The following is a 25,334-nucleotide window of genomic DNA, read 5'->3' as shown; positions in this document are numbered from 1 at the left end:
ACGGACACCTGAAAGAGAAGCACGAGCTATGCCGCTTTGCTGGTAAGAACCTATCGGTCAATCTAAAAGGGTGACAAAAAGATGTAAGACCTTCGGGAGGTTTAAATTATGTCCAGTCCACAAGAACAAGCTGAGCAGTTAGATAGAGATGCTTACAGTTTATATCTCAATGGTGATAGCCAAGGTGCATTAGAAAAACTTAACCAAGCACTCGTAATCTACCGCAAAATCCCAGATCCTTCAGGCGAAGGAAGAATTTTAAGCAATATTGGAACAATTTATCGCGGTCTTAGCCAATACTCTCAAGCTTTGAATTTTTTTCAAGAGGCTTTAGCCATTGCTCAGGAAATACCTGACCGTGTAAGCCAGGGTGTCATTCTTGGAAATATTGGTGTAGTTTACGATCGCTGGGGCAGTTATTTCCAAGCGTTAGATTTTTATAACCAAGCGTTGACAATCGCACAAGACTTAGGTAATCGTGAGGATGTCAGTAATAATCTCAATAAAATTGGTTTAGTTTACAGCTACCTTGGTCAGTATTCTCACGCTTTGGAGTTAATGCAACAAGCATTGGCTGTTGTTCGGGAACCTATCGTTCAGGAAGTGAGCGAACGCAGACTGGAAGGAATAATTCTTGCTAGCATTGGGTTAGTCTACAACTATCAAGATGAGTACTTCCAAGCTTTAAAGTTTTACGAACAGGCGTTAGCTGTTGCCAGAGAGTTAGGCGATCTTGTGGGCGTGGGGACAAACTTGACTAACATTGGGGAAGTCTATCGCAATTTGGGTCAGTATCATCAAGCACTAAAGTTTTTAGAGCAAGCTTTATTAATTCTGCGTCAAGCTAGAGATCTAGCTGGTGAAGCAACAACGCTCAACAACATAGGAAATGTGTACTCCCTGCAAAAGCAGTATCCTCAGGCGTTGGAGTCGTATCAGCAGTCATTAAGTATTAGCAGGGAAATAGGCGATCGCTCAGGTGAAGCAACAACACTCAATAACATCGGAGGAACTTATGATAAATTAGGCGATCGCTCTCAAGCCTTGATATCTTATCAACAGGCACTCATAATTCGGCGTCAGTTGGGCGATCGTGCTGGTGTTGGAGAAACCTTAAATAATATTGGATTACTGTATACCTATTTGAAGCAACATCCTCAAGCTTTAGAATCATACCAGCAGGCGCTAGAGATTCAACGTCAGTTAGGCGATCGTGGAGGAGAAGGAACAACTCTGACCAATGTTGGATTTTTATACGAACAATTGGGTAATGTTGCCGAAGCGATCGCTTTTCATCAACAGGCTATTGACGTTTTTGAATCTATTCAAGGCAATATTAGAGTTGAAGAATTAAAAGCATCTTTTGCTGTAGAACAAACAGATATTTACGATCGCCTCATTAATTTACTATGGACAGCTGGTCGCTTTGAAGAAGCCTTTAACTATGTTGAACGATCGCGAGCAAGGGCTTTTCTCGACCAACTAGCTAGTTGCCGGTGCGAAACTGTTGAACAAATTAGTGAAAAAACTTGTGGGAGGATAGACATTCGTGCTGGAACAGATGCGAAGCTTTTAGAACGGGAACAACAACTTAAGCTAGAAATTCCAGCACTCCGCAAGCAACTAATTGGGCTTCAAAGCCGCAGTGAATCAAATCAAGATGCTATTGCTGCTTTAAAAAAGCAGATCGATGAGCGAGAACAAGACTATATAAACTTGCTCACTCAAATAAAAATTCACAGTTCCGAAGTGGCTTCTCTGGTGAGCGTGAATGTCTCCCACTTGGCAGAAATTCAGAAACTATTGGATGCAGACACTACTTTAGTGGAATACTTTGTTAGTAATGAGCATACATTGGTTTTCCTTGTAACTACTAACTCCTTCAAACATAATATCCTCAGTTGCAACCGCAAGGAATTAACGGACAAGATAAACCTCTTCCGCCGTTTTTCCAGCCTAAATAATGCCCACCCGAAGAGTTTGCAAGAACTGTACAAGTGGCTAATAGCTCCTGTGCAACCTGATTTAACTACCAAAAAACTTGGCATTGTTCCTCACAATATACTGCACTACCTGCCCTTTGCGGCTTTGACAGATGGCACGAACTATTTGAGTCAAGAGTATATTTTATTTGGTCTTCCAAGTGCGAGTGTCTTGCCATTTATTAAGTCTAAGAAAAAGCCAAAACTTGATACTATACTTGCTCTAGGAAACCCAATTACTACAGAACCACTAGAAGATCTAAAATTTGCTCAACAGGAGGCTGAGACTATTGCCAAGTTGTACGGTACTCAAGCGCTGGTGGGTAAAGACGCGACTGAAAGCGCTTTGCGTTCCGCTATGGACCAAACTAATATTTTGCATTTAGCTTCCCATGGTCAGTACAATCCTAACAAACCTCTCTTCAGTACTCTCTATCTCGCTAGTACCTCCCAAGACGATGGACGATTAGAAGTTCATGAGATTTACGGATTGGATTTGACAAAAGCGACCAATTTAGTTGTGCTCAGCGCCTGCGAAACGCAAGAGGGAAAATTAAGTGCAGGTGATGAAGTCGTGGGAATGACAAGAGCTTTTTTATATGCAGGAACGCCGAGTGTAATAGCTAGCTTATGGCGTGTAAACGATAAAGCAACTGGTATACTGATGGAACGATTTTACAATCATTTGCGACAAGGAATGGCGAAAGCAGAGGCTTTACAACAGGCGCAGATAGAGACGCTTTCAGTGTACCCTCATCCCTACTATTGGGCAGCATTTGTGTTAACTGGAGATGCAGGAGCAGCATAGAGAGCAAGCACGCTGTTTGCTCTTCTGCAATATATCCTGATAAATTACTGATTTTTGCATAACATTCTCCTATAAAAATTGCCAAATTAAATCTTTCTCAAAATCCAAATAACAAAAAAGGTCAGAGTTATTATCTCCGACCTTATAAGATTTAATAATCTGAAGTTAATTGCTTTCCTGCTGGTCTAACCAAGCCACTAAATCAAGTAGTGATGAAATTCTGAGAATAGCTCTACCTAAAAAAACTTCATTCCTCATCTTGATTTTCTTGACAGTACAAATACTTATCGAACTGTGTTGACCTAAACTACGTTGTTGGTTCTAACAACAAACTTGACATATCCAATACACGTCCAGAGTATGTTTCTGCCGTTGTAGCTAGTTCTCCGCGTTTTTTATCGTCTGACCAAATATTGTCCCAAGTTCTCTCCCACAATGCTAGTTGAATTTGAATATTGACTAATTCCTCGGCAAGTTCTGGCTCAATTTCTGCTGCCGTCCATTCGATAAAATCTTTTGTCTGGGCGATTACACCTAATACCCCTTTCTCATAATTATTGTGGCAAAATGTTCTCAAGCGTGCAAAATTTGAAGCTATATGTCCTAAGCGCAAGGAAATATTGTCACGTTGAAAATGTATTTGTTCTTCACTTGTATTCGATTTCATAACCACCTATTAAATATTGAATAATTTGTTTAACTCGCTCGCGAATATCTGGGTCTTGAAATTATTAAGGTTTGCAGCATTTGCTCAACTTGTTCAAAAGTTGCTCGCTCCTTAATTATAAGTATCAACTCCTCGCCCCGTGTAATAGCTTAAATTTTATCATCTCTATTGTCAACTCTCTGCATACATTTGTCATTAAAGAGTCTATGAGGGTAGCAATCAAAGATTGGTAAAAGTGTTTATAGCAGATGTGCCGAAGGGTAAAATGGCAATCAAAATATCTGTTGTTAATTAAAAAAGTAAAAATTGAGTTATAATTATTGAAGGATGTTTTAAAGACTTTAACAATGATAATTACCGATCAAAACTTTTCTGTAATTAAAAAGGCTATTTTAGCAAATGAGCAAGGTGACTTAACATTAGGAGAAGCAGCCACGGCAAAAGTTTATCGAGTACTGAGGAACAATGCAGGACAAATTCTACTAGATCCTGTGGAGATCGAAAAAATTCCTGAAGACCGAAGATGGTTGTGGCAAAATCCAGAAGCCTTGGCAATGGTGCTACAGGGGCTGCAAGAAGCCAAAGAAGGCAAGGGACGTTCCCTCGGCTCGTTTGCTCAATATGCGGACTTGGAGATCGATGATTAAATGCAATTCGAGCTTATCTATCAGCCTTCGGCAGAAGCAACTTTAGCCAATATCGAGCGAACTGACCTCAAAAAGTACCGAAAAATTTTGAAAACATTGGCATTGATGGAAACTAATCTCCGTCATCCCAGTTTGCAAACTCACAAAGCGCGATGATTTATCTGGTCCCAACGGCGAAGAAGTATTTGAGGCATATGTAGAAAATAAAACGCCTGCTGCATTTAGAGTTTTTTGGTACTACAGTCCCGCTCAAGGTATGATAACAATCTTAGCGATCGTTCCTCATCCTTAAAATTTCAATCTAATTCTTTCCTAATTATTTTAAATTTTAATGAAGTTAGTCAAATTGCACTCGGTATTTTTAAGTCGTTATGCATACACATAAAAGACGAGCGCACTTTCACTGACAAATACTTTCGCTTTTAAATATGTTTTTACATCAATAGCATTCAATAACTGTTAACTGAAATCAACTAACATCAGTAAGTTTACTAGAAAACTTTTTAAAGTTTGTAAAGATTAATACCGAGTGTATTTTGTGCGTTCCGGCAAAACACTCATTGTACTTGTGGCGGGAGGGGATAAAAAGAGTCAGTCAAAAGAACATAATGTCAATTTTGGCCAATCACAGTTTGCTAAATCCGTCTTCAAACAAATCTTTGGTGCTGTTTTATGCTTGGCATTTAGTGGTTTTGTTTTATTCTATAATTTATCTGAATTTTATTATGCCTAAGACAAAATTTTGACTCGCTCTATTTCTCTGTTTCGGGCTGCTGACAACCAATTTGTAGAAGCAACTCTCATGCCAGTAACTGATAAACACTTAGAAGATGCCAAGAACTATTGGGAGCCTCAACTTCTGGGAACTGGAGCAGAAGATGAATATTGGGACTGGCAGCGAAAGAGCCGTTGGGCAACTATACTCCCTGGTGGAGAACTCTACGCGATTGAATGCCTTGGCATGACTCAAGGATTGCTCACCATTAATGTGTTGAAAAAACGTTGTCAAATTGACTCTCAGTATAGAAAAAGACTAGTTTACATTGAAGCAATAGCGAGCGCTCCGTGGAATAGACCCAAGATTGTTAATCCTCCACAATATAAAGGTGTTGGTACCATCCTGGTGAACTTTGCTATTCTCCGCAGTGAAGAATTAGGCTATAAAGGTAGGATAGGATTACATTCCTTACCAGGGGCGCTGGATTTCTACCGTAAGCTTAGAATAGGTCTAGTAGACTGCGATCCAGATCCTGATGAACCTGATAACCTTATCTATTTTGAAACCATCAGATACGACTCATGACCCAAGCTATTCCTCCCCAAACTAATCCTTTTATCAGCAGCTTTATGACCCAGGAGCAATTAATGGAAGGTATTGCAGCTGAAGATGCTTCTAATGGTGAAATTGGCTGTGGTCGGGATTGGGGTAATAAACTTGCAGTTTACCTAAATACTTGTGAAATTAATGTTTCTGATGAAAAGTTGAGGGGATTACTGCGGGAGTATTTAGGAGGAGTGCTGATGGAAACAGATTTTGATTCCATTATCGAGCGTGTCACCCGATTTATTCAGCCACTAGTTGTAGAAGCCCACATTAAATACCATTATCCCCAGCCAGCAGCTAAACCAGCTGTAGTGGAGAAAGTTGCTGAACATATTCCTAGTGAGAAGTTAAGAGAACTTCTGGTAACAGATTTAGGAGATTGTTTAGACACTACTGAACTTGAGAGTATCATTCAGTTTTCTCATCAAGCCATTCACAAATCTGTTTTAAGTCCCCGACATACCTGGCCCGATCCTATTTGGGTGATGACGACTTCAACTAAGGTGTATGTAGTTCAAGCAAAAACAAGTGATACCGCGATCGCCTTTGTTAAGGAACAGCACCCTCAAGAACAGGGAGAATTGCAATTGATAGCAGTTAGCGGAGTTTTAGCACCCAACCAAGTAATTGTGGTAGATAAAGCTTGCTTTAGCTGAAAAGCAGTTACCTTAATAGCCATATCAGAAAAGTCGGCTCTTCTTAGTAAATTTACGTAAACAAAAAATAATGATGTGAAGATACAGTAGTAAACAAAGTGCTGCTACCAAAATCAATGACAGTTGAAGAAGCGATCGCGCTAGTCGAGCAATTATTGGAACGAGGACGCTTAACAAAAGTTCAAGAGATAGTGTTCCGCAACTCCTGGGATGGGAAAACATACCAGGAAATGGCGGAAGAACTCACATACGATCCCGGTCATATTAAGGACGTTGGTTCCGAACTTTGGCAATTGCTCTCTAAAGCTTTGGGCGAAAAAGTGACTAAGAATAATTTGCATGGAGTGCTACAGCGAAACGCAGCAAGGCAACAAAACAGTACAATCGTCTCACCCACTCCAAACGATCCAATCGTTACTTCTCAAACAGATTGGGGAGAAGCAATTGAGGTTTCTCACTTCTACGGACGTACTACTGAATTAGAAACCCTACACCAATGGATTGTGAACTATCGCTGTCGTATCGTAGCACTGCTGGGTATGGGTGGTATGGGAAAAACCGCACTCTCAGTCAAGCTAACAGAACAATTGCAAAAAGAATTTGAATATGTTGTCTGGCGATCGCTTCAAAACGCTCCCCCAGTAGAAGAAATTGTGTCGGATCTCATTCATTTTTTCTCCGAGCAACAGGAAATCAATCTCCCGCATAAACTCGAACCACAAGTCTCTCGCGTGCTGCATTACTTATGCTCTTCACGTTGTTTGATAATACTAGATAACTTGGAAACCATATTGCAAGATGGTATTAGTGCCGGAAAATACCAGCAAGGTTATGAAGGTTATGGTTACTTACTTAAGTGTGTGGGAGAAGTCAACCATCAAAGTTGTTTGATTCTTACGAGTCGCGAGAAACCCAAAGAAGTCGCATTACTCGAAGGACCAACTTTAAAAGTACGTTCTCTACTCTTACAAGGATTAACATCACTTGAAGGACATAAAATCTTTTATACCAAGGGTTGCTTTGGAGTCAACGAGCAAGAGCTGCAAGAAGTATGCGACCATTTTGCAGGCAATCCATTGGCATTAAAAATCGCTGCTTCAGCAGTGCAAGAAGTCTATAGAGGTGACTTAGGACAGCTGATACCTTTCCTACAGCAGGGAAAGTTACAGTTTGAAGATATCAACGACTTGCTCCAACAACAATTTAACCGTCTGTCACCATTAGAACAGCAAGTTATGTGCTGGTTAGCAATCAATCGAGAACCTGTTTCCCTAGCCGAATTAGAAGCAGATTTTGTCTCGGAAACAGTTGTGGGACAGTTGCTGGATGCAGTACAGTCACTGAGACGCCGTGCATTTGTCGAACAACAGGAACAGCAACTCGCATTGCAACCTGTATTACTGGAATACGTTACGCATCGAATAATTACTGGAGTGTGTGAAGAGATCGCAAATCAACGCTATCCATTCCTCAACGATTACGCTCTAACTAAAGCCCAAAGTAAAGAGTATATTCGACAAGCTCAAATACGTTTGATTGTGCGACCTATTATCAATAGATTAGTTGAAATGTTGGGTAGTATCAACGCTATTGAGCATCAACTCAAACAGATGTTAGCCCTTCTGCAACAAGAAATGCCTTTAAAACCAGGATATGCAGCAGGTAACATTCTCAATATATTATGCGAAATCAATGCCGACTTGAGCCATCTTGATTGTTCGCATCTAGCGATTTGGCAAGCATATTTAGCGGATGCAACTCTACATAACGTCAATTTTGCCCGATCGCAGTTTGCTAAATCTGTCTTCAAACAAACGTTTGGTGCTGTTTTATGCTTGGCATTTAGTCCGGACGGTGAGGTACTTGCAAGCAGCGATGCTAAAGGCGAGATTAATCTGTGGCGAGTTGCAGATGAACAATGTCTTTTAACGATGCGCGGACACACTAACTGGGTACGACGAATCGCTTTTAGTCCTGACGGTTGTAGCATAGCAAGTACTAGCACGGATGGTACGATTAGAATCTGGGATGTACGGGATGGCAGATGCTTACAAATTATTCAAGAATATTCTTGTATCTCGTATTCAGTCTGTTTTAGTCCAGATGGCAAGTTGCTTGCTAGCAGTAGCGAGGATTGTAAGGTTCGGATTTGGGATGTAGAAAATCGCAAGTGCTTGCAAGTCATGGAAGGACACGCTCATTGGGCTTTGTCTGCAAGTTTTAGTCCAGATGGCAAGTTACTTGCTAGTGGTAGCAGTGACAAAACGATTCGGATTTGGGATGTTGAGAATGGCAAATGTGTAAGAGCGATCGCAGGACATGAAGGTTGGGTAGTTCCTGTCAGTTTTAGCCCAGATGGTCGGCAAATTGCCAGTGGTAGTTTTGACTCCACTGTAAGGATTTGGAACGTTGATGATGGTAAATGTTTGACTATTTTACAAGGACATACCAAGTGGGTGTGGTCTGTAGCCTGGAGTCCTGATGGACAACAAATTGCCAGTGCTGGGATAGACCAAACAATCCGATTTTGGGAAGTAAAAAGTGGCAAGTGTCTCCACGCTATTCCAGGACATACATCACAAATTTGGTCTGTGGCATTTCATCCTGATGGTACAAAAGTTGCAAGTGGTGGTGAGGACCAAACAATTCGATTTTGGGATGCACGCAATGGCAAGTGTTTGGGTTTTATAGGCGGACACACCAACTGGGTTAGATCTGTGGCATTTAGCGCGGACGGTCAAACACTGATTAGCGCTCATAAAGATTGTAGTGTGAGGATTTGGGATGTTAGCAGCCGTAACTGTTTGTATACTTTGAACAAACATAAAGATTCAGTACTGACCGTAGCAGTTGCGCCAAACAACCAAATCTTTGCTAGTGGTAGCACAGATAAAGCTGTGAAAATTTGGAATTTATTACATCGTAGTTGTCTGCATACCCTTACAGGACACACAGACTCAGTTTGGTCTGTGGCTTTTAGCCCAAACGGTCAACTCCTCGCCAGTTGTAGTTTAGACCGAACAGTCCGAATTTGGGATGTAAGCAATGGGAACTGCTTGCATATACTGGTAGGGCATAGCGATCGCATTGGATGTGTGAGGTTTAGTCCTGATGGTTCCAAAATAGCCAGTGCAAGTGAAGACCAAACCGTAAAACTTTGGAATGTGAATAGTGGGGAGTGTCTGAAAACTTTGCAGCATCAGCAGCGAATATGGTCAGTTGCGTTTAGCCCTGATGGGAAAAGCATTGCTAGTGGTTGTATGAACAACACAATTCAAATTTGGAATGCACAAAGTAGTGAACGCTTACAAACTTTAGTTGGACATACTGGCTGGGTACTGTCAGTTAGTTTCAGTCATGACAGCCATCAGTTGATTAGTGGTAGTTCCGACCAAACTGTCAAAGTTTGGGATGTCAAGAGCGGTCGGTGCTTGTATAATTTGCAGCAACACAAGAATTGGGTGTGGTCTGTTGTATTGAGCAACAATCATCATGCGATCGCGAGTGCTAGCGAAGACGAAGCCATTCATCTATGGAATAGGGAAACAGGAGAATGGGAAGCAACGCTACAAGTACAAAGACCCTATGAAGGTACAAATATCACGGATGTTACGGGTTTAACTAATGCACAAGAAGCCGCACTCCGAGCATTGGGAGCAGTTGAAATATCTTAAATAAAACTAAAGAATGACATCTTTATCCTGCGTCGAAATTTATACAATGTAAAATTAATCAACTCCAGTAACCGTAAGAACCCTAGTTAACAGCATTCACTATTAAAAATTTATGGCAAAATATAAGTCTGAGGATCGCAATTCTTCCAGAGCGATTCCCCAATCGGTTGTAGCGCCTATTAACGAGCAATCTCGCGCAATTCCACCAGAACCAAAAATTGATACGAGTCGAGCAGAAATTGAAATTGATGAACTCGATATTCAGATTTATAAGCCAAGGAGCCAAGAAGGACAAACAGATTCATTTAATGTAGAACAGCCCCATAGCGAAAAAATCCAGTTACCACAAGATTTATACGGTTATGCTTTTATTTGTGCGCCATTGTCTCCTGGTGATGGAACTCAAGTTTATAACGGCGATGGCATGATTTATCGTTTGGGATTTGAAGCAGGACTCGCAAACATTAAAACTCGAATTGCTAAAACTCCCTGTTATTATGCCGACCAAGCCACAAAAAATGATTCGCTACTCTACAAGTTTCATGATGGCGGAGTTGCTCGTACCAGCTTAGTGCTAGGTTCTCGCAATCAATTAAATACTGCCTTTGCTCAAACAAAAGAACGTCTCGTGGTTACTTTTGATGCAGGACGTCCGTATGAAATCGATCCAGATACAATGGAGTTGCTAGAACCTGTGGGAAGCACAAAAGATTGGTTATCTATATTTCCTATCATTCCTTGGATTTTTCCAACTTACTCCAATCCCGCACATCCAGTGGCAGATGTGACTAAGGATTCTGAGTTCTTGTATTCAGTTAACTATTCAACAGGCTATAACGGTAAATTTCAAAAAATAGTTAATCAAAGTTTGAATATTATTTACTGGATAGGTTGTTTCAAGCAAATTTGGAAAAAATTAGAGAAGATTCAGCTAACTTATGAAGATTTTTTTGGGAGTTTTACCGATTTAGTTCGATATAACTTTACAACTAAAAAAATGGAACGATGGCGGCTTACCCTTGATGGTAAACCTCTGTACATATCACAAGCCGTTCATCAAATTGCAATTACCCAAGATTACATTATTATTCCAGATGTTCCATTCATGGTGGAATTATCACAAATCTTCTCGCCTTTTCTTATTGATGTGATTAGAAAAAATGAACTTATAGGAAATATGGGAAAGTGGATTTCTTCAGTTTTTCTTCAATTAATTAAACAAAAGTCATTTACAAATTTTTATATTGTTCGTCGTCAAGAGTTAGCTAATTCGGATAATCAGTGCAATGAACCGATAAACGAGCTACCAGTTACAAAATTCAGCGTTCCATATGGAGTGTCACATTTTACTGTTGATTACGACAATCCAAAAAATAAAATTACTCTTCACGTAGGACATCGAAATGGTTGGGATGTGACAGAGTGGATTAGCCGCTTTGATGAACCTGTCCCAGAGCAGGGTAAAAACCAATTGCGCCAAGATTTGGAAGGTATGGTAGTCGGACCAATGGATTTAGGTTTATTAGGTCGCTACGTTATTGATGGAGAAACCGGAGCCTTACTGGATGCAAAACTTGTGAGCGATCCTGAGAGTACATGGTCGTTATCTGTCTATACTCACCGCGAATTGTGTCGCGATCGTCAGAGTGAAACAGAAACAAGAATAAAAAATATTTACTGGATGTCATGGGGATTTTCTTGGGAACTTATACCCAAGCGTATTTACGATGCTTATAAAGAAAGCGATTATCGCACAATATCAAATCAAGAGTTACTTCAGAATAAACCCTCCACATTGCTACGTTTAGATACAGAGTCTATGAAGATTGTTGATTCATTTCAGTTTCCAAATGGTTATTTAGGTTGTTCCCCACAATTCATACCAAGTTCTCAACCTCTCCCAGAAGGAAAAGATAAATCAACACATGGATATATTGTTTGCGTTGTTTTATCTGATGATAAGCCTAAAGGTGAGTTCTGGATATTTGATGCTGATGATTTCAATGAGAAACCTATATATCGCCTGAGTCATTCAAAACTTCACTTGAGATTTACCATTCATTCGACGTGGTTACCAAGCATAAAAACAGAAAAGTATTCAGAAACCGCATACAGGGAAAAAAGGAGAAAAGAGTCTTTAGAATTAGATTGCGATCGCTTAATCCGAAATGGAAGTGCAAAGCTCCAGAAAATCTTCGATGATGTAGTTTCCCCACATTTTATTCAGCAGACTCCCGAAGATGAACTACTAAAATCTTTAAGAGAAGCAGATAAAAATAACTTATAAATTTTCTATAAGTCCGTACCGGCTGACTTTGTTTGTATAGCTACAAATTCCATTCGTTAGGTAAAATAGTGTAACCTCAACTAGACAGATTAATCCTATCTAAGAGAGTCGCACAGAGAATTGTAAAACCTTCTCACTGTTAGACTATACAAATTATAATAGAGTTAGTGCTATGAATAATTAGTTGTATGAGTATTTCACTTTTAAATCGTGCTACAGAAGAAAAACTAGTAACCCTAAGAGATGTAACTTGGGAGCAATTTAAAGGAATTGAGGCACAGCTAATCGATAACCGTAGTGTCCGGCTATCTTATTTATCAGGAATTTTAGAAATTATGTCTCCAGTTGGTCTGTTGCATGAGCGTGTAAAAAGGACTCTCGGTTTGCTGCTAGAAGCATACATGAGAGTATTAGGTATCAAATTTTACGCAACAGGTGGCTTTACCATAGAAAAAACAGGCTATGCTTCTGGAACACCTGATGAATCTTACTGCATTGGCACTGATAAAGACACTCCCGATATCTTAATTGAGGTTATTATTACCAGTGGCACTATTGACAGAAAGGAATTATACAAACCCAAGCAAGTTCCTGAAGTTTGGTTTTGGAAATCAGACACTATTAGAATATTCCATTTAAATGAAAAAGGTGAATATGAGGAAGTTAATCATAGCAGTTTCTTTCCCAATTTAGACATAAATGTATTGCTACAGTATATAGCTATGCCCGACCAGTATGATGCTGTTCTGGAATTTGAGCAATTTCTCAGAGACCAAGCTAGGTGAATTTTTTCAGCTTTTAGCGTGCATAGGGTTGTCTTAACTTGCGAGCATATGCTTGACTATCAGTAATGTCTGGTCGGGAACCAATTACCCCTTCACTTTGCCAGTAAGCAACCAGTTCTGCTCCAGTTTTTGGCGCATTTTCTAAAATTTGTCTTTTAGATAGAATACGTAGAATGTATTCAGACAATGATAAATTTAGCCGAGAAGCCTCAGAAGAAAGAGCGTGCTCTAACTCTGGCTGTAAACTAAGAGTAATGGTCATCTCTACTTTCCTATCTTGCTTTTCAATCTGTTATTTCCTTTGGTTCTTCAATTTCTGAAATACCAACTAGGGTAATTGGTCTTTGATTAGGAAACTCGACAACAAGTCGTAACTTACCTCCCATTACTTCTACATGTTTTTGTAAAGTTGAGAGCCTTAAATCAGTACGTTGTTCTAGTAGAGAAACATTCCCTCGATCGATTTGAAGAAGTTCTGCTATCTGCTCTTGAGTAAGTTTGAGTGCAAGTCTTACGTTGTTGTCGTATCATTTCCTCTGCTATAAGTTCGGCTGAACGCTCTTTAATCGCTTTTTGCTGCTCCAATGGTAACTGCTGTATTTTTTCCCTCAAAGTTTTACCCATATTTAATCTCTCTTTTCCTCTATTGCTACTAAATTCTGAACGTTACGAACAAGCCATTGCTGCCTATGATAAAGCGATTGCTCTCAAACCTAACTTTGCTCTTGCTTGGCATTCTAAAGGTTATGTTCTAGGTGAGTTGCAACGCTACGAAGAAGCTATCGCATCATATGACAAAGCGATTGCTCTCAAGCCGGACGACGCTAATATTTGGTTTAATCGAGGCAATAATCTGATTTACCTGCAACGCTACGAAGCAGCGCTTACATCTTAGGTACTGTAGGTAGGAGGGCTATGCCACACAATAGACTTGGTGGTGGGCAATGCCCACCCTACGTGTATTTTATAAATCAAATAGGATTGTTATAGTTAATTCCTAATCTGAACTGGCATAGCTAAATAAGTCATCTTCACACCACTGATAGGTGTAAAAATCACTGGTGTCAGATTTGAATTCAGTTGCATTTGAATTTCTGTAGAGGGCAATGCTTTTAAACCTTCCATAAGATACTTAATATTAAAAGCAATATCTATTTCCTCACCCAATATTTGTGCTGGTAAAGACTCTCTCCCACTCCCCACATCTTGAGCTTCACAAGATAAGGTAATCTCTTGCGCTTCACTATCTATACTAACTTTCACTATATTATTCTTCTGGTCTGCCAATACTGCAATTCTCTCTAAAGTACTTATAAATTGCTTTCTATCTAAAGTTAATTCGCGCTCGAATTGTCGGGGAATAAGCTGACGGTAAGACGGATATTGTCCTTCCAACGTCCGGCTAGTCAAGCGCTGATTTTGCCATTCAAAAATAACTTGTCCTTGGTCGAGAGACATAACGATCGCTTCATCTGATGATGCACTATGGGCTAGCATCCGTTCGAGTTCTCGCAAAGCTCTAGCTGGTAATGTGACTTCTAAACTCGTTTCACTACTTGTATCCGTACTTTCATTTGTCGTTTGTACCACAGCTAAACGATGTCCATCGGTAGCCGCAAATTCGAGAGAGTCTTGTTGAACTGTGAGATGAACTCCCGTCAAGACTTGTTTGGTTTCATCGCTACTTGTTGCAAATAAAGAACCCTTCAATCCATCAATTAGTGAACTAGCAGTAATCTGAATCGAGCTGTCATTTTCAATCGCAGGTAGTTCTGGAAAATCTTCTGCTCCCATGGCTCGCACTTCATAACGCCCGTTTTTTGGCGTTAGGGAAACAATTAAGCCTTCCCCACTGATACGATCTCCTTTAGCAGCTGATTCTTCCTCTAGAGTGATTTCTCCTTCTGGAAGACGAGCAGTAATATCATTCAATAACTTAGCAGGAATTGCGATCGCTCCCCCCTGCAACACCTCAGCGTTAAAGCTGGTACGGATACCCAAATTGAGGTCAAAAGCTGTCAGGCTAACTTGATTAGTTTCCGCATCTGCTTGTAAAAGCACGTTAGCAAGTACCGGATGAGTTGGACGCGAAGGTACAGCGCGGCTTGTTAATGAGAGGTTAGTACTCAGATCGCTTTGGGTGCAAACTAGTTTCATGGTCAAAAATGGCAAGTGTGTTGGATATCGTAACACCTTGTTGCAAATGTGAGGAGCGGGAAAAAAAGAAATTAATTTATTATTCAAATCCTCCACTTTTTAAGTATAAGGATTCATCTGTCACTGATTACTGGTTACTGGTTACTGGTCACTGGTCACTGGTCACTGGTCACTGGTTAAAGACAGCCTGTGGATAACTTGTGGAAAACACCCCTATATTTTCCACAGGGTAGTTATACTTAAAATGAAGTTTTCCACTGAAGGTGTGAAGTTTTCCACAGATTTTGTGTTAGTTTTCCACAAAAAATAATAAACTTTCCACAAGCTAATATTAGCTTAAAGATTTTTTAGACTTGGCTTAACATTTACAACAGTTTTCAAGTAAATGAACCACACTCTGCTCTTGTGGTACAACATTCTGCTCTTGTGGTACAACACTCTGCTCTTGTGGTACAACACTCTGCTCTTGTGGTACAACACTCTGCTCTTGTGGTACGGGCGTCTCGCCCGTCTTCCATAATCTTCTTCTGGAGAAATTGTCTAACAACAGAAGAAACTTGTGGTACGGGCGTCTCGCCCGTCTTCCATAATGTACGGGCGAGGACGCCCGTACCACATTTACCAGATGATAGCGCTCCACGTTCACCAGATAATTGAATTCTACATTCACTAGACAATTGATTTTTTAGAAATACCTCATGTACCTGAATTGTCATTTCGCTCCACGAAGACGATCGCTTAATTGACGTAGAGTTTGTGTCAAATTATGGTCGGTTTCTTTGAGTTGAGCAATTTTTTCACAGCTATAGATCACTGTTGTATGGTCTTTACCGCCAAACTCTTCTCCTATTCTCGGCAAACTCAAATCAGTATGCTGACGCATTAAATACATTCCAATCTGACGCGCCCAGCTAATTTCTCGCCGTCGCGAATTTCCTTTTAAGTCCTCTATTGATATATCAAAAGTATCTGCAATAACTGATAAAATGACTTCTGGTGTTGTTTCTACCTTCTGAGTTGGTGGTTCTAAAACGGGAGTAATACTTTCTACTGTCATAGGTAAACCCCAAATAGAAATATACGCCACTGCACGAATTAATGCTCCTTCTAATTCTCGAATGTTAGAAGTGTAGTGGGAGGCAATATACTCAATCACGTCTCTTGGAAGGCGAATATTTTCATACTCAGCTTTTTTTTGTAAAATCGCCATCCGCGTCTCTAAGTCTGGCGGTTGGATATCAGCTATCAATCCCATAGAGAATCGGGAACACAATCGTTCTTGCAAACGAGGGATTTGGTTGGGAGGGCGATCGGATGCTAGGACAACTTGTTTGCCTGCTTCGTGTAAAGTATTAAAGGTGTGGAAAAACTCTTCTTGGGTGTACTCCTTACCCTCAATAAACTGAATATCATCGACTAAAAGTACATCTGCGGCGCGATAATGCTCGCGAAAACTCTGCATGCTATCTTTACGGATAGCAGTGATGAGATCGTTTGTAAATTGTTCCGTAGAAACATAGAATATACTTGAATCGGGATGAATCTCCAATCGGTAATGTCCGATCGCTTGCATAAGATGCGTTTTCCCCAAGCCCACTCCCCCACATAAAAATAAGGGGTTAAATTCTCTCCCCGGAGATTCAGCAACTGCTAGAGAAGCTGCGTGCGCCATGCGATTGTTAGCACCAACAACAAATCGCGAAAAGACGTACTTTGGATTTAATTCTGCTGTTTTGGTTCGTCGAGTGACTGTTTCAGGGTTTGGAGTTTGGGTTGGTAGTTCCCAAGCACTCTCCGTGTCTTCAAGATTGGGAACTTCTTCTCCGTTACCAACCGTTATATAGATATCTACGCGATAACCAAGAATATCTTGTACCACATTAGCTATCGTTTTTATGTAATATTTTTGTAGCCGATTGCGAGCAAATGGGTTGGGGGTGCGAATCACCAAGCAATTATTTTCAAATTGCTCTGCACTGGCAGTCTTAATCCAGGTTTCAAACGTGGGACCAGATAGCTCTAGTTGTAAACGTTCCAGTACCTGTTTCCACAGATTGTCTATGGGCATTTCCATAATTTACCACCAATAATGACCAGCGAACAGTGACCAGTGACCAGTGACCAGTGACCAGTAACCAATGATACACTCCCCCTCTCCCAGGAGACAAAAAGAACAGATGACAACAAAAGACTGTGAATCTCAATCCCAAAACAGCGACAAGCAACACTTGCCGTCTCAACTTTCCTCGATCGCTAAAATCGGGTTTATGCTATTATGCAGCATAACAGTAGCATCTCTTACTGGTTGTTCCATACCATCTGTAAGTTTTGAGGCACAAAAACCTGATGCCGAGGCACAAGCTCGAGGTGAAAATATAGCCCAAAGTACCAACGAGAAAACTACCCCAGTTATCGCACCAATATTTTCGGGGTCTGATAATCCCAACTTTGTTGTTGGAGTGGTCAAAAGGGTGGGACCAGCCGTGGTTCGGATTAATGCAGCTAGGACAATTTCAGAGCAATTACCAGATGAGTTTGACGATCCATTTTTCCGAAGATTTTTTGGGGATATGCGACCATCAGAACCAAGACAAAGAGTAGAACAGGGAAGTGGTTCTGGATTTATTATTAACTCTGGAGGGCAAATTCTGACCAACTCTCACGTGGTGAATGGAGCCGATCGCGTCATAGTAAAATTAAAGGATGGTCGTGAATTAGAAGGGCGCGTACTTGGTGAAGATCCGGTAACGGATGTGGCAGTTATCAAAATAGATGCTGGAAAATTACCCACAGTCCCTCTTGGTAACTCAGAGAACTTGCAACCGGGAGAAGCGGTAATTGCCATTGGTAATCCTTTGGGTTTAGACAACACTGTTACTTCGGGAATTCTCAGTGCTACGGGACGTTCTAGTAGTGATATTGGCGCTACCGATAAGCGAGTGGATTACATTCAAACCGATGCAGCTATTAATCCCGGTAACTCTGGCGGACCACTATTAAATGTTCGCGGTGAAGTCATTGGTATGAATACTGCTATTATCCGGGGTGCTCAAGGGTTAGGATTTGCTATTCCCATCAACACAGCACAGCGAATTGCTCAAGAATTGATTTCCAAAGGAAAAGTAGACCATCCTTACTTGGGTATTAAGATGGTAACTCTGACACCAGAACTTAAAGACACAATCAACTCTGGCTCTGAGGTGAATATTACCGCTAGCAAAGGAGTTCTGTTACTTGGTATTGTTCCCCGTTCTCCAGCCGCCACTGCAGGTCTTAAACAAGGCGATATTATTCAAGGTATTAACAACCAATCTGTTACGAAAATAGAAGAAGTCCAAAAAATAGTGGAAGCTAGCAAGATAGGAGAATCGATACAGTTACAAGTACAGCGTGAAGGACAAACCTTACGAGTATCAATCCGTCCCGAACCATTGCCAGTTCGTCGTTATAGTTAATAATAGAGTATTGGGCATTGGGGAGCCACTGCGTTGCGGTGGAACCCGTCCAACGCAGTAGCTCCAAAATCTCAAATCCAAAATCTGAAATGGTCTCACTTCCAATCACTCAATTAGGCGATCGCATTCTCCGTCAGAAAGCTTTAGAAATTAAAAATATCCATGACGATCGCATTCAAAAACTGATAGATGATTTAATAGCAACAGTGGCTCAAGCCAATGGAGTAGGAATTGCTGCACCCCAAGTTGCAGAATCCTTACGTTTATTTATTGTTGCATCTCATCCCAATCCTAGATACCCAAATGCTCCAGAAATGGAACCAACGGCTATGATAAATCCCAAAATCATTGCACATTCTACTGAGGTCGTAAAGGGTTGGGAGGGTTGTTTGTGCGTTCCGGGAATTCGAGGTTTAGTTCCTAGATATCAAGCAATTGAAGTAGAGTATATGGATAGAAATGGCAAACTTCACAAAGCAGAATTCACAGATTTTATAGCTCGAATTTTTCAACACGAGTACGATCACCTTGATGGTATAGTCTTTCTAGACAGACTTGAAAGCACCCTGGATATCATGAGCGAGCAAGAATATCAAAAACAAATCGTTAAAAATTAAAATCTTTCCTTCTGCCATCTGCCATCTGCCATCTGCCTTTCTTCGGGCAATATGCTTAAATTCTGTTCTTGGCTTGCAATAACTCTAGAGAACAGAATTTCATAATTTCTTAAAGCTTGCTCAAAAGAATAACGCTCTATAGCAAATTGTCTGCCTTTCTCCCCAAGTTGAGTCGCAACGTCAGGATTTTTATACAAGTTGAGGACTGCTTTCGCTAAAGCCTCTGGTGACTCTGGAGCGACAACTATACCTCCACCACTTTCTAGTACAGATCTGGCTGCTGTACCTGTAGCAGGAACGCTAGCTAATATCGGACGACCGGAAGCTAACAGAAGTGGAATTTTAGAAGGCATATTGAAAGAAATGACATTGCTCTTTTGCACGACTAACCCAACATCGGCGGCGGCTAACATTTCTGGTAGTTTTTCCCTGGGTTGTAACGGTACAAGTAAAACATTGTTTGCTTTAGATGCCAAACAGTATTTTTGCAGCCACTGGAGAGCTTTTGATTCACCTGCGATCGCAAAAACAATTTCTGGAATGTGGCGCAAAGAAATTGCTGCTTCGATGACTGTTTCTAAACCTTGCGTCAGTGCAATATTACCTGAGTACATCACCACAAATTTTCCTTCAAGCTGATGTTCAGCCCGAAAATAGTTCTTCTCTTTTGGTAATGGACGGATGAAATTTACATTCACCCAATTGGGAATACAAACTATTTTTTGGATAGGGACTTCCTTACTGACTAAATTCTCTAAAAAGCCCTGAGCAATTACGCTAATGGTGTGGGCGCGTCTGTACGCAAACTTTTCTAAAGCTTCTAAAGCCCGAATCATCAGTTTGTTTTTCAGTAGCCCAACCCGTACACCCGCCTCTGGAAGAATATCTTGTACGTTCAGTACTACCGGACAGTTATACAGCCAGCTCAAGAAACTAGCTGGTAACGATACCATTAACGGAGGTACTGTTAGAAGAATAACATCAGGTCGCCAGCCGTTCAATGCTTGTGGTATACTAGTGAACACAAAACTTAATTCTAGGAACAGTCGATCCAGCACATTTGGTTTGGATTTAATACGTAAATAGGAACGCTGGATAGTGACACCATTTTTCTCTTCTGTTACGTACCACTTTCCACGGTAACCCGGATAGATTTCTCTCTGTGGGTAATTCGGCATACCCGTAATCACCCTAACTTGATGACCTTGTTTGACAAGCCCCTCTGCTAGTTCAGTCATCAATGGAGCTATTCCAATCGGTTCTGGATAGTAGTTGTAGGAGTAAATCAGAATGTGCATTAGTTATGAGTCAGTTCTGTGTGTACTACAAAAAATCAATGTTCCACTTGATTACATTACGACGTCACCCTCACTGTAAATTGATGTCAGATCGTTTAGTTATGCACCTTGAGAAGTGTAATGGGAAATAGTGTTAGCACGCTATTCCCTTTCTACAGTACTACTCAGTACGTATTTATTAATCTACACAACGGTCTATTTTTAAAATACGTGAAGTTTGGGTTTTATCCGTACAATTTGCAAACGCTGAAAGGAAATTAAGTATAAATAAAGCTTAATTTCGATGATTTTTAATAATTTAGTTTTGTGTCCACACATTAGGTAGATACACGAGAAATAGTAACATCAATGTGGGAATTGCTTGTATAAAGAGAGCGCTTATTTCATTAAATCTTTATACTATATAGGTATCCTAAATTATTCATGAAAATTTTAAGTAGGTAGGACATTGTTCCACCATATCTAACTTTTGTTTGTCATAGCTCTACCGATAGAGATTTCACAAATTAATACAGTGTACCCATTGCTTTTATTAAAATTAAATGCCGATCCCAAATCAAACAGGTTTTATCTATATCTATAAAGAAGAACTCAGAATTTTTCAGTCTTACTTATGCAATTTACTCTTAGAGGATGTTTGAAAAGTATTGGCTGAGGTATCCAAAACTCTAGCTCCCCCATTATCCACGCCACTTGCTGTAGCCTGTGAAACCCCTATTTAAGGGGGGCTAGGGGGGGCTCTTGATACTACAGTAGACTTTACAAACATCCTCTTACCGCTTTATTTAGTGGGCTAACGCGAACTGGAAGTGGTAGCATAACAGATAAGTAACTGGACTAAAATAAATACACTTATAAAGGCTGGGCATGGGGCATAGGACAAAGCAAAAACATTATTGAAATTAATTGTGTCCAATGACTCATTACTTAGGCTAATTTAGGGACGTAGCACGGATCGCCATGTCCCTAGTCATTTGGTCAGAACAAGCATCCCAAGACCTTCAACGGCATTACGCAGAAAACACCATTCAAGGTATGAAAACTTTTTTTCAGGTATTAGTTGTAGCTGTATTAACAACGATCGCGGGACTGGAAAACTCTCATTGTGTCCCTGCTCGGGAAGTTGACAAAGGTCATTACTTGTCAGCACAGGCACAAATCGCAGCAGATCAATTGGTTGCGGTGGCGTTACCGGAACTTGCAGATGTTGTGCTGACAAAGGGTGAATCACGCAGTGGTCGGGTAATAGCAATCGATCCACAGAAGCAAACAATATCAATGCAGCGAGCAGGGGAAACAACTTCTATTCCACTCACACAAATTACAAAAGTAGTTTTCAGAGACGGTGCGCTAGCTTATAGAAGCAATGGGCGTCAGATTATTCGAGGTGAGCGAGAGCGTCCTGTTGGTAAGCCAGTCACTTGGAGTGGTATACCACTCAATACTTTGAATATAAAAAACCCTACCCAAGGTCAAGCAGTCGTCAACTTGAGACCACCCATAGTTTCCCCAGCGCGGTTGCGAGGTATTCTAGCAGTAGCCAGGGATCGGCAATATGTTGTGGATGAAATACAATTTAATGTCCAACAAAACACAATGACAATTCGGGTAACACCATATTAATCAAGTTATGAGGTAGTTTACGGAGATAGGGTTTTGGAAACTTCTGGACTGCGAATTATAAGATGTCCCTTATCACCTTCTTGAATAGCTAACACTAATGGACGGTCATTAAATTGTGCATTTGGGGGCAATGTTGGAAATACATAAATCCAACGCTCGCTTTCAAGGAGCAAACGCCAAACTCTAGGCTGGTTTGGATTGCTAATATCAGTATCTTCTTTTCCTCGCAAGTCATTAAATAGACCTCTATCTCCGATAATACGGTATTTTTCTAATGATGGATTGGTGAATGCATCGTTAAGTTTACGCCCCAAAGCAGATTTGTCTTCATGTGTAATAAATGCTATTACGGGCAAGGTGGAGTATTGACTCGCATCTCGTCTTGCATCTGCATTACCTTGCCATCGCGCTAGCCAAAATATAACGACTAACACCCAAGACACTATGACTATCTCATTGACTAGCGATCGCAAAAAATTAACTGAGCGCAGTTGGAAAAAACTAAAGACAGCTAGAGATCTTATCCATTTTGCTATCCATGAGCGTTTGCTTTCGGTAGCAGGGAGAATTCTATGTGAGATAAATTGATTAATGGTATCAGTTACGGCATCTGCGATCGCATTAATTAACCATAAAGTTATTTGAATAGCGATCGCAGCCAAGAAGAAGGCAGAGGAAGCTAAAGTTTTTAACAACATAGGTAGAATATACTCTGATTTAGGACAAAACCACAAAGCACTCGAGTATTACAACTCTTCACTGCCTTTGTCTCAAACAGTAAGAGATCGCGCACAAGAAGCTGTTACCCTCAATAACATTGGTGCAGCCTACTTCAAGTTGGGAGAAAAACATAAAGCACTTGAGTACTTCAACTTGACATTGCCAGTACTACAGGCTATTGGCGATAAAGCGACCGAAGGCAAAATCCTCAATAACATTGGACTCCTCTACTCTGAGTTAGGACAGAAGCAGAAAGCACTCGAGTACTTCAACTCGGCATTGCTGCTTAAACATGCAACTAATGACAAGGCAGACGAAGCTGTTACACTTAATAATATTGGTAAAGTCTACTTTGATTTAGGACAACACCAGAAAGCAAACGAGTACTTCAAATCTGCACTGCCGCTATTTCAAGCTGTAGGTGACAAGGCAAGGGAAGCCGGGATTTTTAACAACATTGGTCAAGTCTACTCCAATTTAGGACAGAAGCACAAAGCACTTGAATACGTCAAATCTGCACTGCCCTTATTGCAGGCTTTAGGTGACCGCCCAAAGGAAGCTACCATCCTCAATAACATGGGTGTACTCTACTTTGATTTAAGACAAAACCATAAAGCACTTGAGTACTTTAACTCGGCATTGCTTCTTAGACAGGCAGTCAATGATAAGGCAGGCGAAGCTGTCACTCTTAATAACATGGGTGTACTCTACTCAGATTTCGGACAAAACCACAAAGCACTTGAGTACTATAATTTAGCATTACCCCTATTTCAAGCAGTAAACGATACAGCAGGCGAAGCTACAAGTTTGGGTAATCTTGGTACATTGTACCGTGATATAAATCAACCAACTCAAGCTATTCCTCATTTAAAACAATCGGTTCAAATCACCTTGAAAATACGCTCCGGTTTACAAAAGCAAAATCGCCAACAGTTTCTTGTAGTTAATGATGAAAATATAAGTACTCTTGTCGATCTTCTTATTGACCAAAGACAAGACGAGCAAGCCTTTGAGTGGGTAAACTTATTTACTACAGCTGAGCTTGCTGACTACACTCGACTGATTAACGTCAAAGTTGCCAATCTACAAGCACAGCAAGCACTGGACAGGTGGAATCAAAAAAATCAACTCCTCGAATCTTTACGCCAACAACTGCAAGACCAGTATTTCGAGGATTTATCCCGACAAATTAGACAATTAGAAGCACAAGTTTACAAGGAAGCAGAAAACATATCCCAACGTTTTCCTGAAGTAGCGGAACTATTTGAAACCAAGCCCACAGATATAGAAAAGCTTAAATCCTCCATTCCAAGCAGAACAGTTGTAATTCAACCAGTCTTACTGAAAAATACCATCGCCATTTTTGTCTTAACTAAAAACCAACTAAACGTAGTAAAAACACAAATTGACTCTGTGGTGTATGACAACCTCCTCACCAAATACCTGAAACAGTTACAAAATGATGGTGATGATAGCTATATCGAAACTGGTAGCCAACAGATTTATGACATCCTTATTCGTCCTGTGGAAGATAAAATTCAGTCCTTATCCCCTAAACAACTAAGTATTATCGCTACTGGCAAATTGCGCTACTTACCCTTTGAAACCCTTTACGACAGCAAAACCAACAAATTTCTCATTGAAAAATATCCTATTAACTATTTAACACGTATTTCTACTAAGTCTTTAGAATCAGTTAGAATACAAGACCTTGCACGTAGAAGACAACAAAAGGTTTTAGCATTTGGAAATCCCGTACCTCGTGATGTAAAAAATTTACCTGGAGCAGAAGAAGAAGTTAAAAAGATTACCCAATTACTCCCAGGAAGTGAGGCTTATCTCGGCACAAATGCCACTCTCGATAAGTTCAAAATCCAAGCCCTACGCTTTCCCTTACTGCACTTAGCCACTCATGGTTGCTTTCAAGAAGATGACTGTAAACAATTGAACTTGAAAAAAAATACTTTGCTCTTCGCCGATACTCAATTCGATATTGCTGACGCTACTCTTTTAGGGCTGAAAGGTACACAATTGTTGACCCTAAGCGCCTGTCAAACCGCTCAACAAACCAACTTTAATGGAGAAGGAGTTACTGGTGTTGCTTATATTTTTGAGCGTGCTGGTGCAGAAGCTGTAATGGCAAGTTTGTGGACAGTTGAGGATAAAGCCACTCAAGAACTCACGATCGAGTTCTATCACAACCTTAAGCAAGGGATGAGCAAAACAGAAGCACTGCAAAAAGCCAAGCTTAAGCAAATTCACCGCCACCCCTACTACTGGTCGCCTTTTGTCTTGATTGGCGACGGGCGTTAAACAGAAAGACGCTCGAAAATATCCCATACATCAACTAAAAAATTCTTTCCGCAGCCAACAAATAACACTAGCCACACCAGCTAAAGGTTTTTTCTTCTTACCTTTCTCCCATTCAGATACACAACCAGTAGGAGGGATAAGTTGCGCTGTATCCAAACAATACATTATTTCTTACTATTCCTATTAAACAAACCAATTTTCTATTTTAAGCTCTTGAAAAAATACATAATCTGATACATTGTTTGTTACTAAAATCAGTCCATTTACTTTTGCGATCGCTGCAATTTACCCATCTAGATAAGCAGGTAGTTTTCTAATAGC

General features: G+C 40.5%; 22 protein-coding genes. 14 read left to right on the top strand and 8 right to left on the bottom strand.

The window, feature by feature from the left end; all coding sequences use genetic code 11:
* Nucleotides 1–108 precede the first annotated feature (108 nt).
* Nucleotides 109–2,790, top strand: coding sequence for a CHAT domain-containing protein (locus ACKTT2_RS28760; protein ID WP_407893060.1), 2,682 nt, complete (start codon nt 109–111; stop codon nt 2,788–2,790).
* Nucleotides 2,791–3,097: 307 nt separating this feature from the next.
* On the opposite strand, the gene ACKTT2_RS28755 is transcribed toward ACKTT2_RS28760, so the two are convergent.
* The gene (locus ACKTT2_RS28755; RefSeq protein ID WP_407893058.1) at nt 3,098–3,457 is read right to left on the bottom strand and encodes a hypothetical protein; all 360 of its coding nucleotides are present in this window, start codon (nt 3,455–3,457) and stop codon (nt 3,098–3,100) included.
* Between the two features lie 347 nt (nt 3,458–3,804).
* Here ACKTT2_RS28755 and ACKTT2_RS28750 point away from each other — a divergent pair, with 347 nt between their 5' ends.
* The 8 genes from ACKTT2_RS28750 to ACKTT2_RS28715 all read left to right on the top strand — a co-directional run bounded on the left by ACKTT2_RS28750 (nt 3,805) and on the right by ACKTT2_RS28715 (nt 12,830).
* Complete coding sequence (locus ACKTT2_RS28750; RefSeq protein WP_407893056.1) at nt 3,805–4,104, top strand: hypothetical protein; 300 nt, start codon at nt 3,805–3,807, stop codon at nt 4,102–4,104.
* Nucleotides 4,105–4,260 carry a hypothetical protein gene (locus tag ACKTT2_RS28745; protein ID WP_407893054.1) on the top strand — a complete coding sequence of 52 codons (156 nt, stop codon included), beginning with the start codon at nt 4,105–4,107 and terminating at the stop codon, nt 4,258–4,260.
* A 382-nt stretch (nt 4,261–4,642) separates the two neighbouring features.
* Nucleotides 4,643–4,837: a hypothetical protein gene (locus ACKTT2_RS28740; RefSeq protein WP_407893052.1), complete on the top strand. Its 195-nt coding sequence runs from the start codon at nt 4,643–4,645 to the stop codon at nt 4,835–4,837.
* Nucleotides 4,838–4,846: 9 nt separating this feature from the next.
* Entirely contained in the window at nt 4,847–5,407 is a 561-nt protein-coding gene (locus tag ACKTT2_RS28735) for a GNAT family N-acetyltransferase (RefSeq protein WP_407893050.1), read from the top strand.
* Nucleotides 5,404–6,084, top strand: a complete 681-nt coding sequence (locus ACKTT2_RS28730) for a hypothetical protein (protein ID WP_407893048.1) — start codon at nt 5,404–5,406, stop codon at nt 6,082–6,084. Before ACKTT2_RS28735 ends, ACKTT2_RS28730 begins: the two co-directional genes overlap by 4 nt.
* A gap of 116 nt (nt 6,085–6,200) precedes the next feature.
* Nucleotides 6,201–9,758 (top strand): WD40 domain-containing protein, encoded by a 3,558-nt coding sequence (locus tag ACKTT2_RS28725; RefSeq protein ID WP_407893046.1) that lies wholly within the window; start codon nt 6,201–6,203, stop codon nt 9,756–9,758.
* Nucleotides 9,759–9,870: 112 nt separating this feature from the next.
* Nucleotides 9,871–12,045: a carotenoid oxygenase family protein gene (locus ACKTT2_RS28720; RefSeq protein ID WP_407893044.1), complete on the top strand. Its 2,175-nt coding sequence runs from the start codon at nt 9,871–9,873 to the stop codon at nt 12,043–12,045.
* A gap of 188 nt (nt 12,046–12,233) precedes the next feature.
* Nucleotides 12,234–12,830 (top strand): Uma2 family endonuclease, encoded by a 597-nt coding sequence (locus ACKTT2_RS28715; RefSeq protein WP_407893042.1) that lies wholly within the window; start codon nt 12,234–12,236, stop codon nt 12,828–12,830.
* A 13-nt stretch (nt 12,831–12,843) separates the two neighbouring features.
* Here the strand turns inward: ACKTT2_RS28715 and ACKTT2_RS28710 are convergent, their stop codons facing one another.
* Both ACKTT2_RS28710 and ACKTT2_RS28705 read right to left on the bottom strand, forming a co-directional pair.
* Nucleotides 12,844–13,092, bottom strand: coding sequence for a hypothetical protein (locus ACKTT2_RS28710; protein WP_407893040.1), 249 nt, complete (start codon nt 13,090–13,092; stop codon nt 12,844–12,846).
* A gap of 161 nt (nt 13,093–13,253) precedes the next feature.
* The gene (locus ACKTT2_RS28705; RefSeq protein ID WP_407893038.1) at nt 13,254–13,454 is read right to left on the bottom strand and encodes a hypothetical protein; all 201 of its coding nucleotides are present in this window, start codon (nt 13,452–13,454) and stop codon (nt 13,254–13,256) included.
* 22 nt (nt 13,455–13,476) lie between these two features.
* Here ACKTT2_RS28705 and ACKTT2_RS28700 point away from each other — a divergent pair, with 22 nt between their 5' ends.
* On the top strand, nt 13,477–13,725 hold the full coding sequence (locus ACKTT2_RS28700; RefSeq protein WP_407893036.1) for a tetratricopeptide repeat protein: 249 nt from the start codon (nt 13,477–13,479) through the stop codon (nt 13,723–13,725).
* Nucleotides 13,726–13,820: 95 nt separating this feature from the next.
* Here the strand turns inward: ACKTT2_RS28700 and dnaN are convergent, their stop codons facing one another.
* The 3 genes from dnaN to dnaA all read right to left on the bottom strand — a co-directional run bounded on the left by dnaN (nt 13,821) and on the right by dnaA (nt 17,061).
* The gene (gene dnaN / locus ACKTT2_RS28695; protein WP_407893034.1) at nt 13,821–14,987 is read right to left on the bottom strand and encodes a DNA polymerase III subunit beta; all 1,167 of its coding nucleotides are present in this window, start codon (nt 14,985–14,987) and stop codon (nt 13,821–13,823) included.
* A gap of 377 nt (nt 14,988–15,364) precedes the next feature.
* A complete protein-coding gene (locus ACKTT2_RS28690) occupies nt 15,365–15,703 on the bottom strand; it encodes a hypothetical protein (protein WP_407893032.1) in 339 nt (112 codons plus the stop codon).
* Nucleotides 15,700–17,061, bottom strand: a complete 1,362-nt coding sequence (gene dnaA, locus ACKTT2_RS28685; protein WP_407893029.1) for a chromosomal replication initiator protein DnaA — start codon at nt 17,059–17,061, stop codon at nt 15,700–15,702. Before dnaA ends, ACKTT2_RS28690 begins: the two co-directional genes overlap by 4 nt.
* A 103-nt stretch (nt 17,062–17,164) precedes the next feature.
* Between dnaA and ACKTT2_RS28680 the strand changes: the two genes are divergently transcribed.
* Together ACKTT2_RS28680 and def are read left to right on the top strand one after the other, a co-directional pair.
* Complete coding sequence (locus tag ACKTT2_RS28680; protein WP_407893147.1) at nt 17,165–18,442, top strand: HhoA/HhoB/HtrA family serine endopeptidase; 1,278 nt, start codon at nt 17,165–17,167, stop codon at nt 18,440–18,442.
* An 89-nt stretch (nt 18,443–18,531) separates the two neighbouring features.
* Nucleotides 18,532–19,059 (top strand): peptide deformylase, encoded by a 528-nt coding sequence (gene def, locus ACKTT2_RS28675; RefSeq protein ID WP_407893027.1) that lies wholly within the window; start codon nt 18,532–18,534, stop codon nt 19,057–19,059.
* Here the strand turns inward: def and ACKTT2_RS28670 are convergent.
* Nucleotides 19,056–20,357 carry a glycosyltransferase family 4 protein gene (locus tag ACKTT2_RS28670; RefSeq protein ID WP_407893025.1) on the bottom strand — a complete coding sequence of 434 codons (1,302 nt, stop codon included), beginning with the start codon at nt 20,355–20,357 and terminating at the stop codon, nt 19,056–19,058. The two genes, def and ACKTT2_RS28670, sit on opposite strands and share 4 nt — an antisense overlap.
* 960 nt (nt 20,358–21,317) lie before the next feature.
* Here ACKTT2_RS28670 and ACKTT2_RS28665 point away from each other — a divergent pair.
* On the top strand, nt 21,318–21,980 hold the full coding sequence (locus tag ACKTT2_RS28665) for a hypothetical protein (RefSeq protein WP_407893023.1): 663 nt from the start codon (nt 21,318–21,320) through the stop codon (nt 21,978–21,980).
* A gap of 17 nt (nt 21,981–21,997) precedes the next feature.
* Here ACKTT2_RS28665 and ACKTT2_RS28660 read toward each other — a convergent pair whose 3' ends face one another.
* The gene (locus ACKTT2_RS28660; RefSeq protein ID WP_407893021.1) at nt 21,998–22,678 is read right to left on the bottom strand and encodes a hypothetical protein; all 681 of its coding nucleotides are present in this window, start codon (nt 22,676–22,678) and stop codon (nt 21,998–22,000) included.
* Here ACKTT2_RS28660 and ACKTT2_RS28655 point away from each other — a divergent pair.
* Nucleotides 22,626–25,013 carry a CHAT domain-containing protein gene (locus tag ACKTT2_RS28655; RefSeq protein WP_407893145.1) on the top strand — a complete coding sequence of 796 codons (2,388 nt, stop codon included), beginning with the start codon at nt 22,626–22,628 and terminating at the stop codon, nt 25,011–25,013. The two genes, ACKTT2_RS28660 and ACKTT2_RS28655, sit on opposite strands and share 53 nt — an antisense overlap.
* Nucleotides 25,014–25,334 lie beyond the last annotated feature (321 nt).

The organism is Scytonema hankhaensis NUACC26 (assembly GCF_045865695.1).
In the GTDB taxonomy this organism is placed as follows: Bacteria; Cyanobacteriota; Cyanobacteriia; order Cyanobacteriales; family Nostocaceae; genus Scytonema.
Note: the sequence above shows the minus strand (reverse complement) of the source record. Positions and strands in the feature narration are given on the sequence as shown.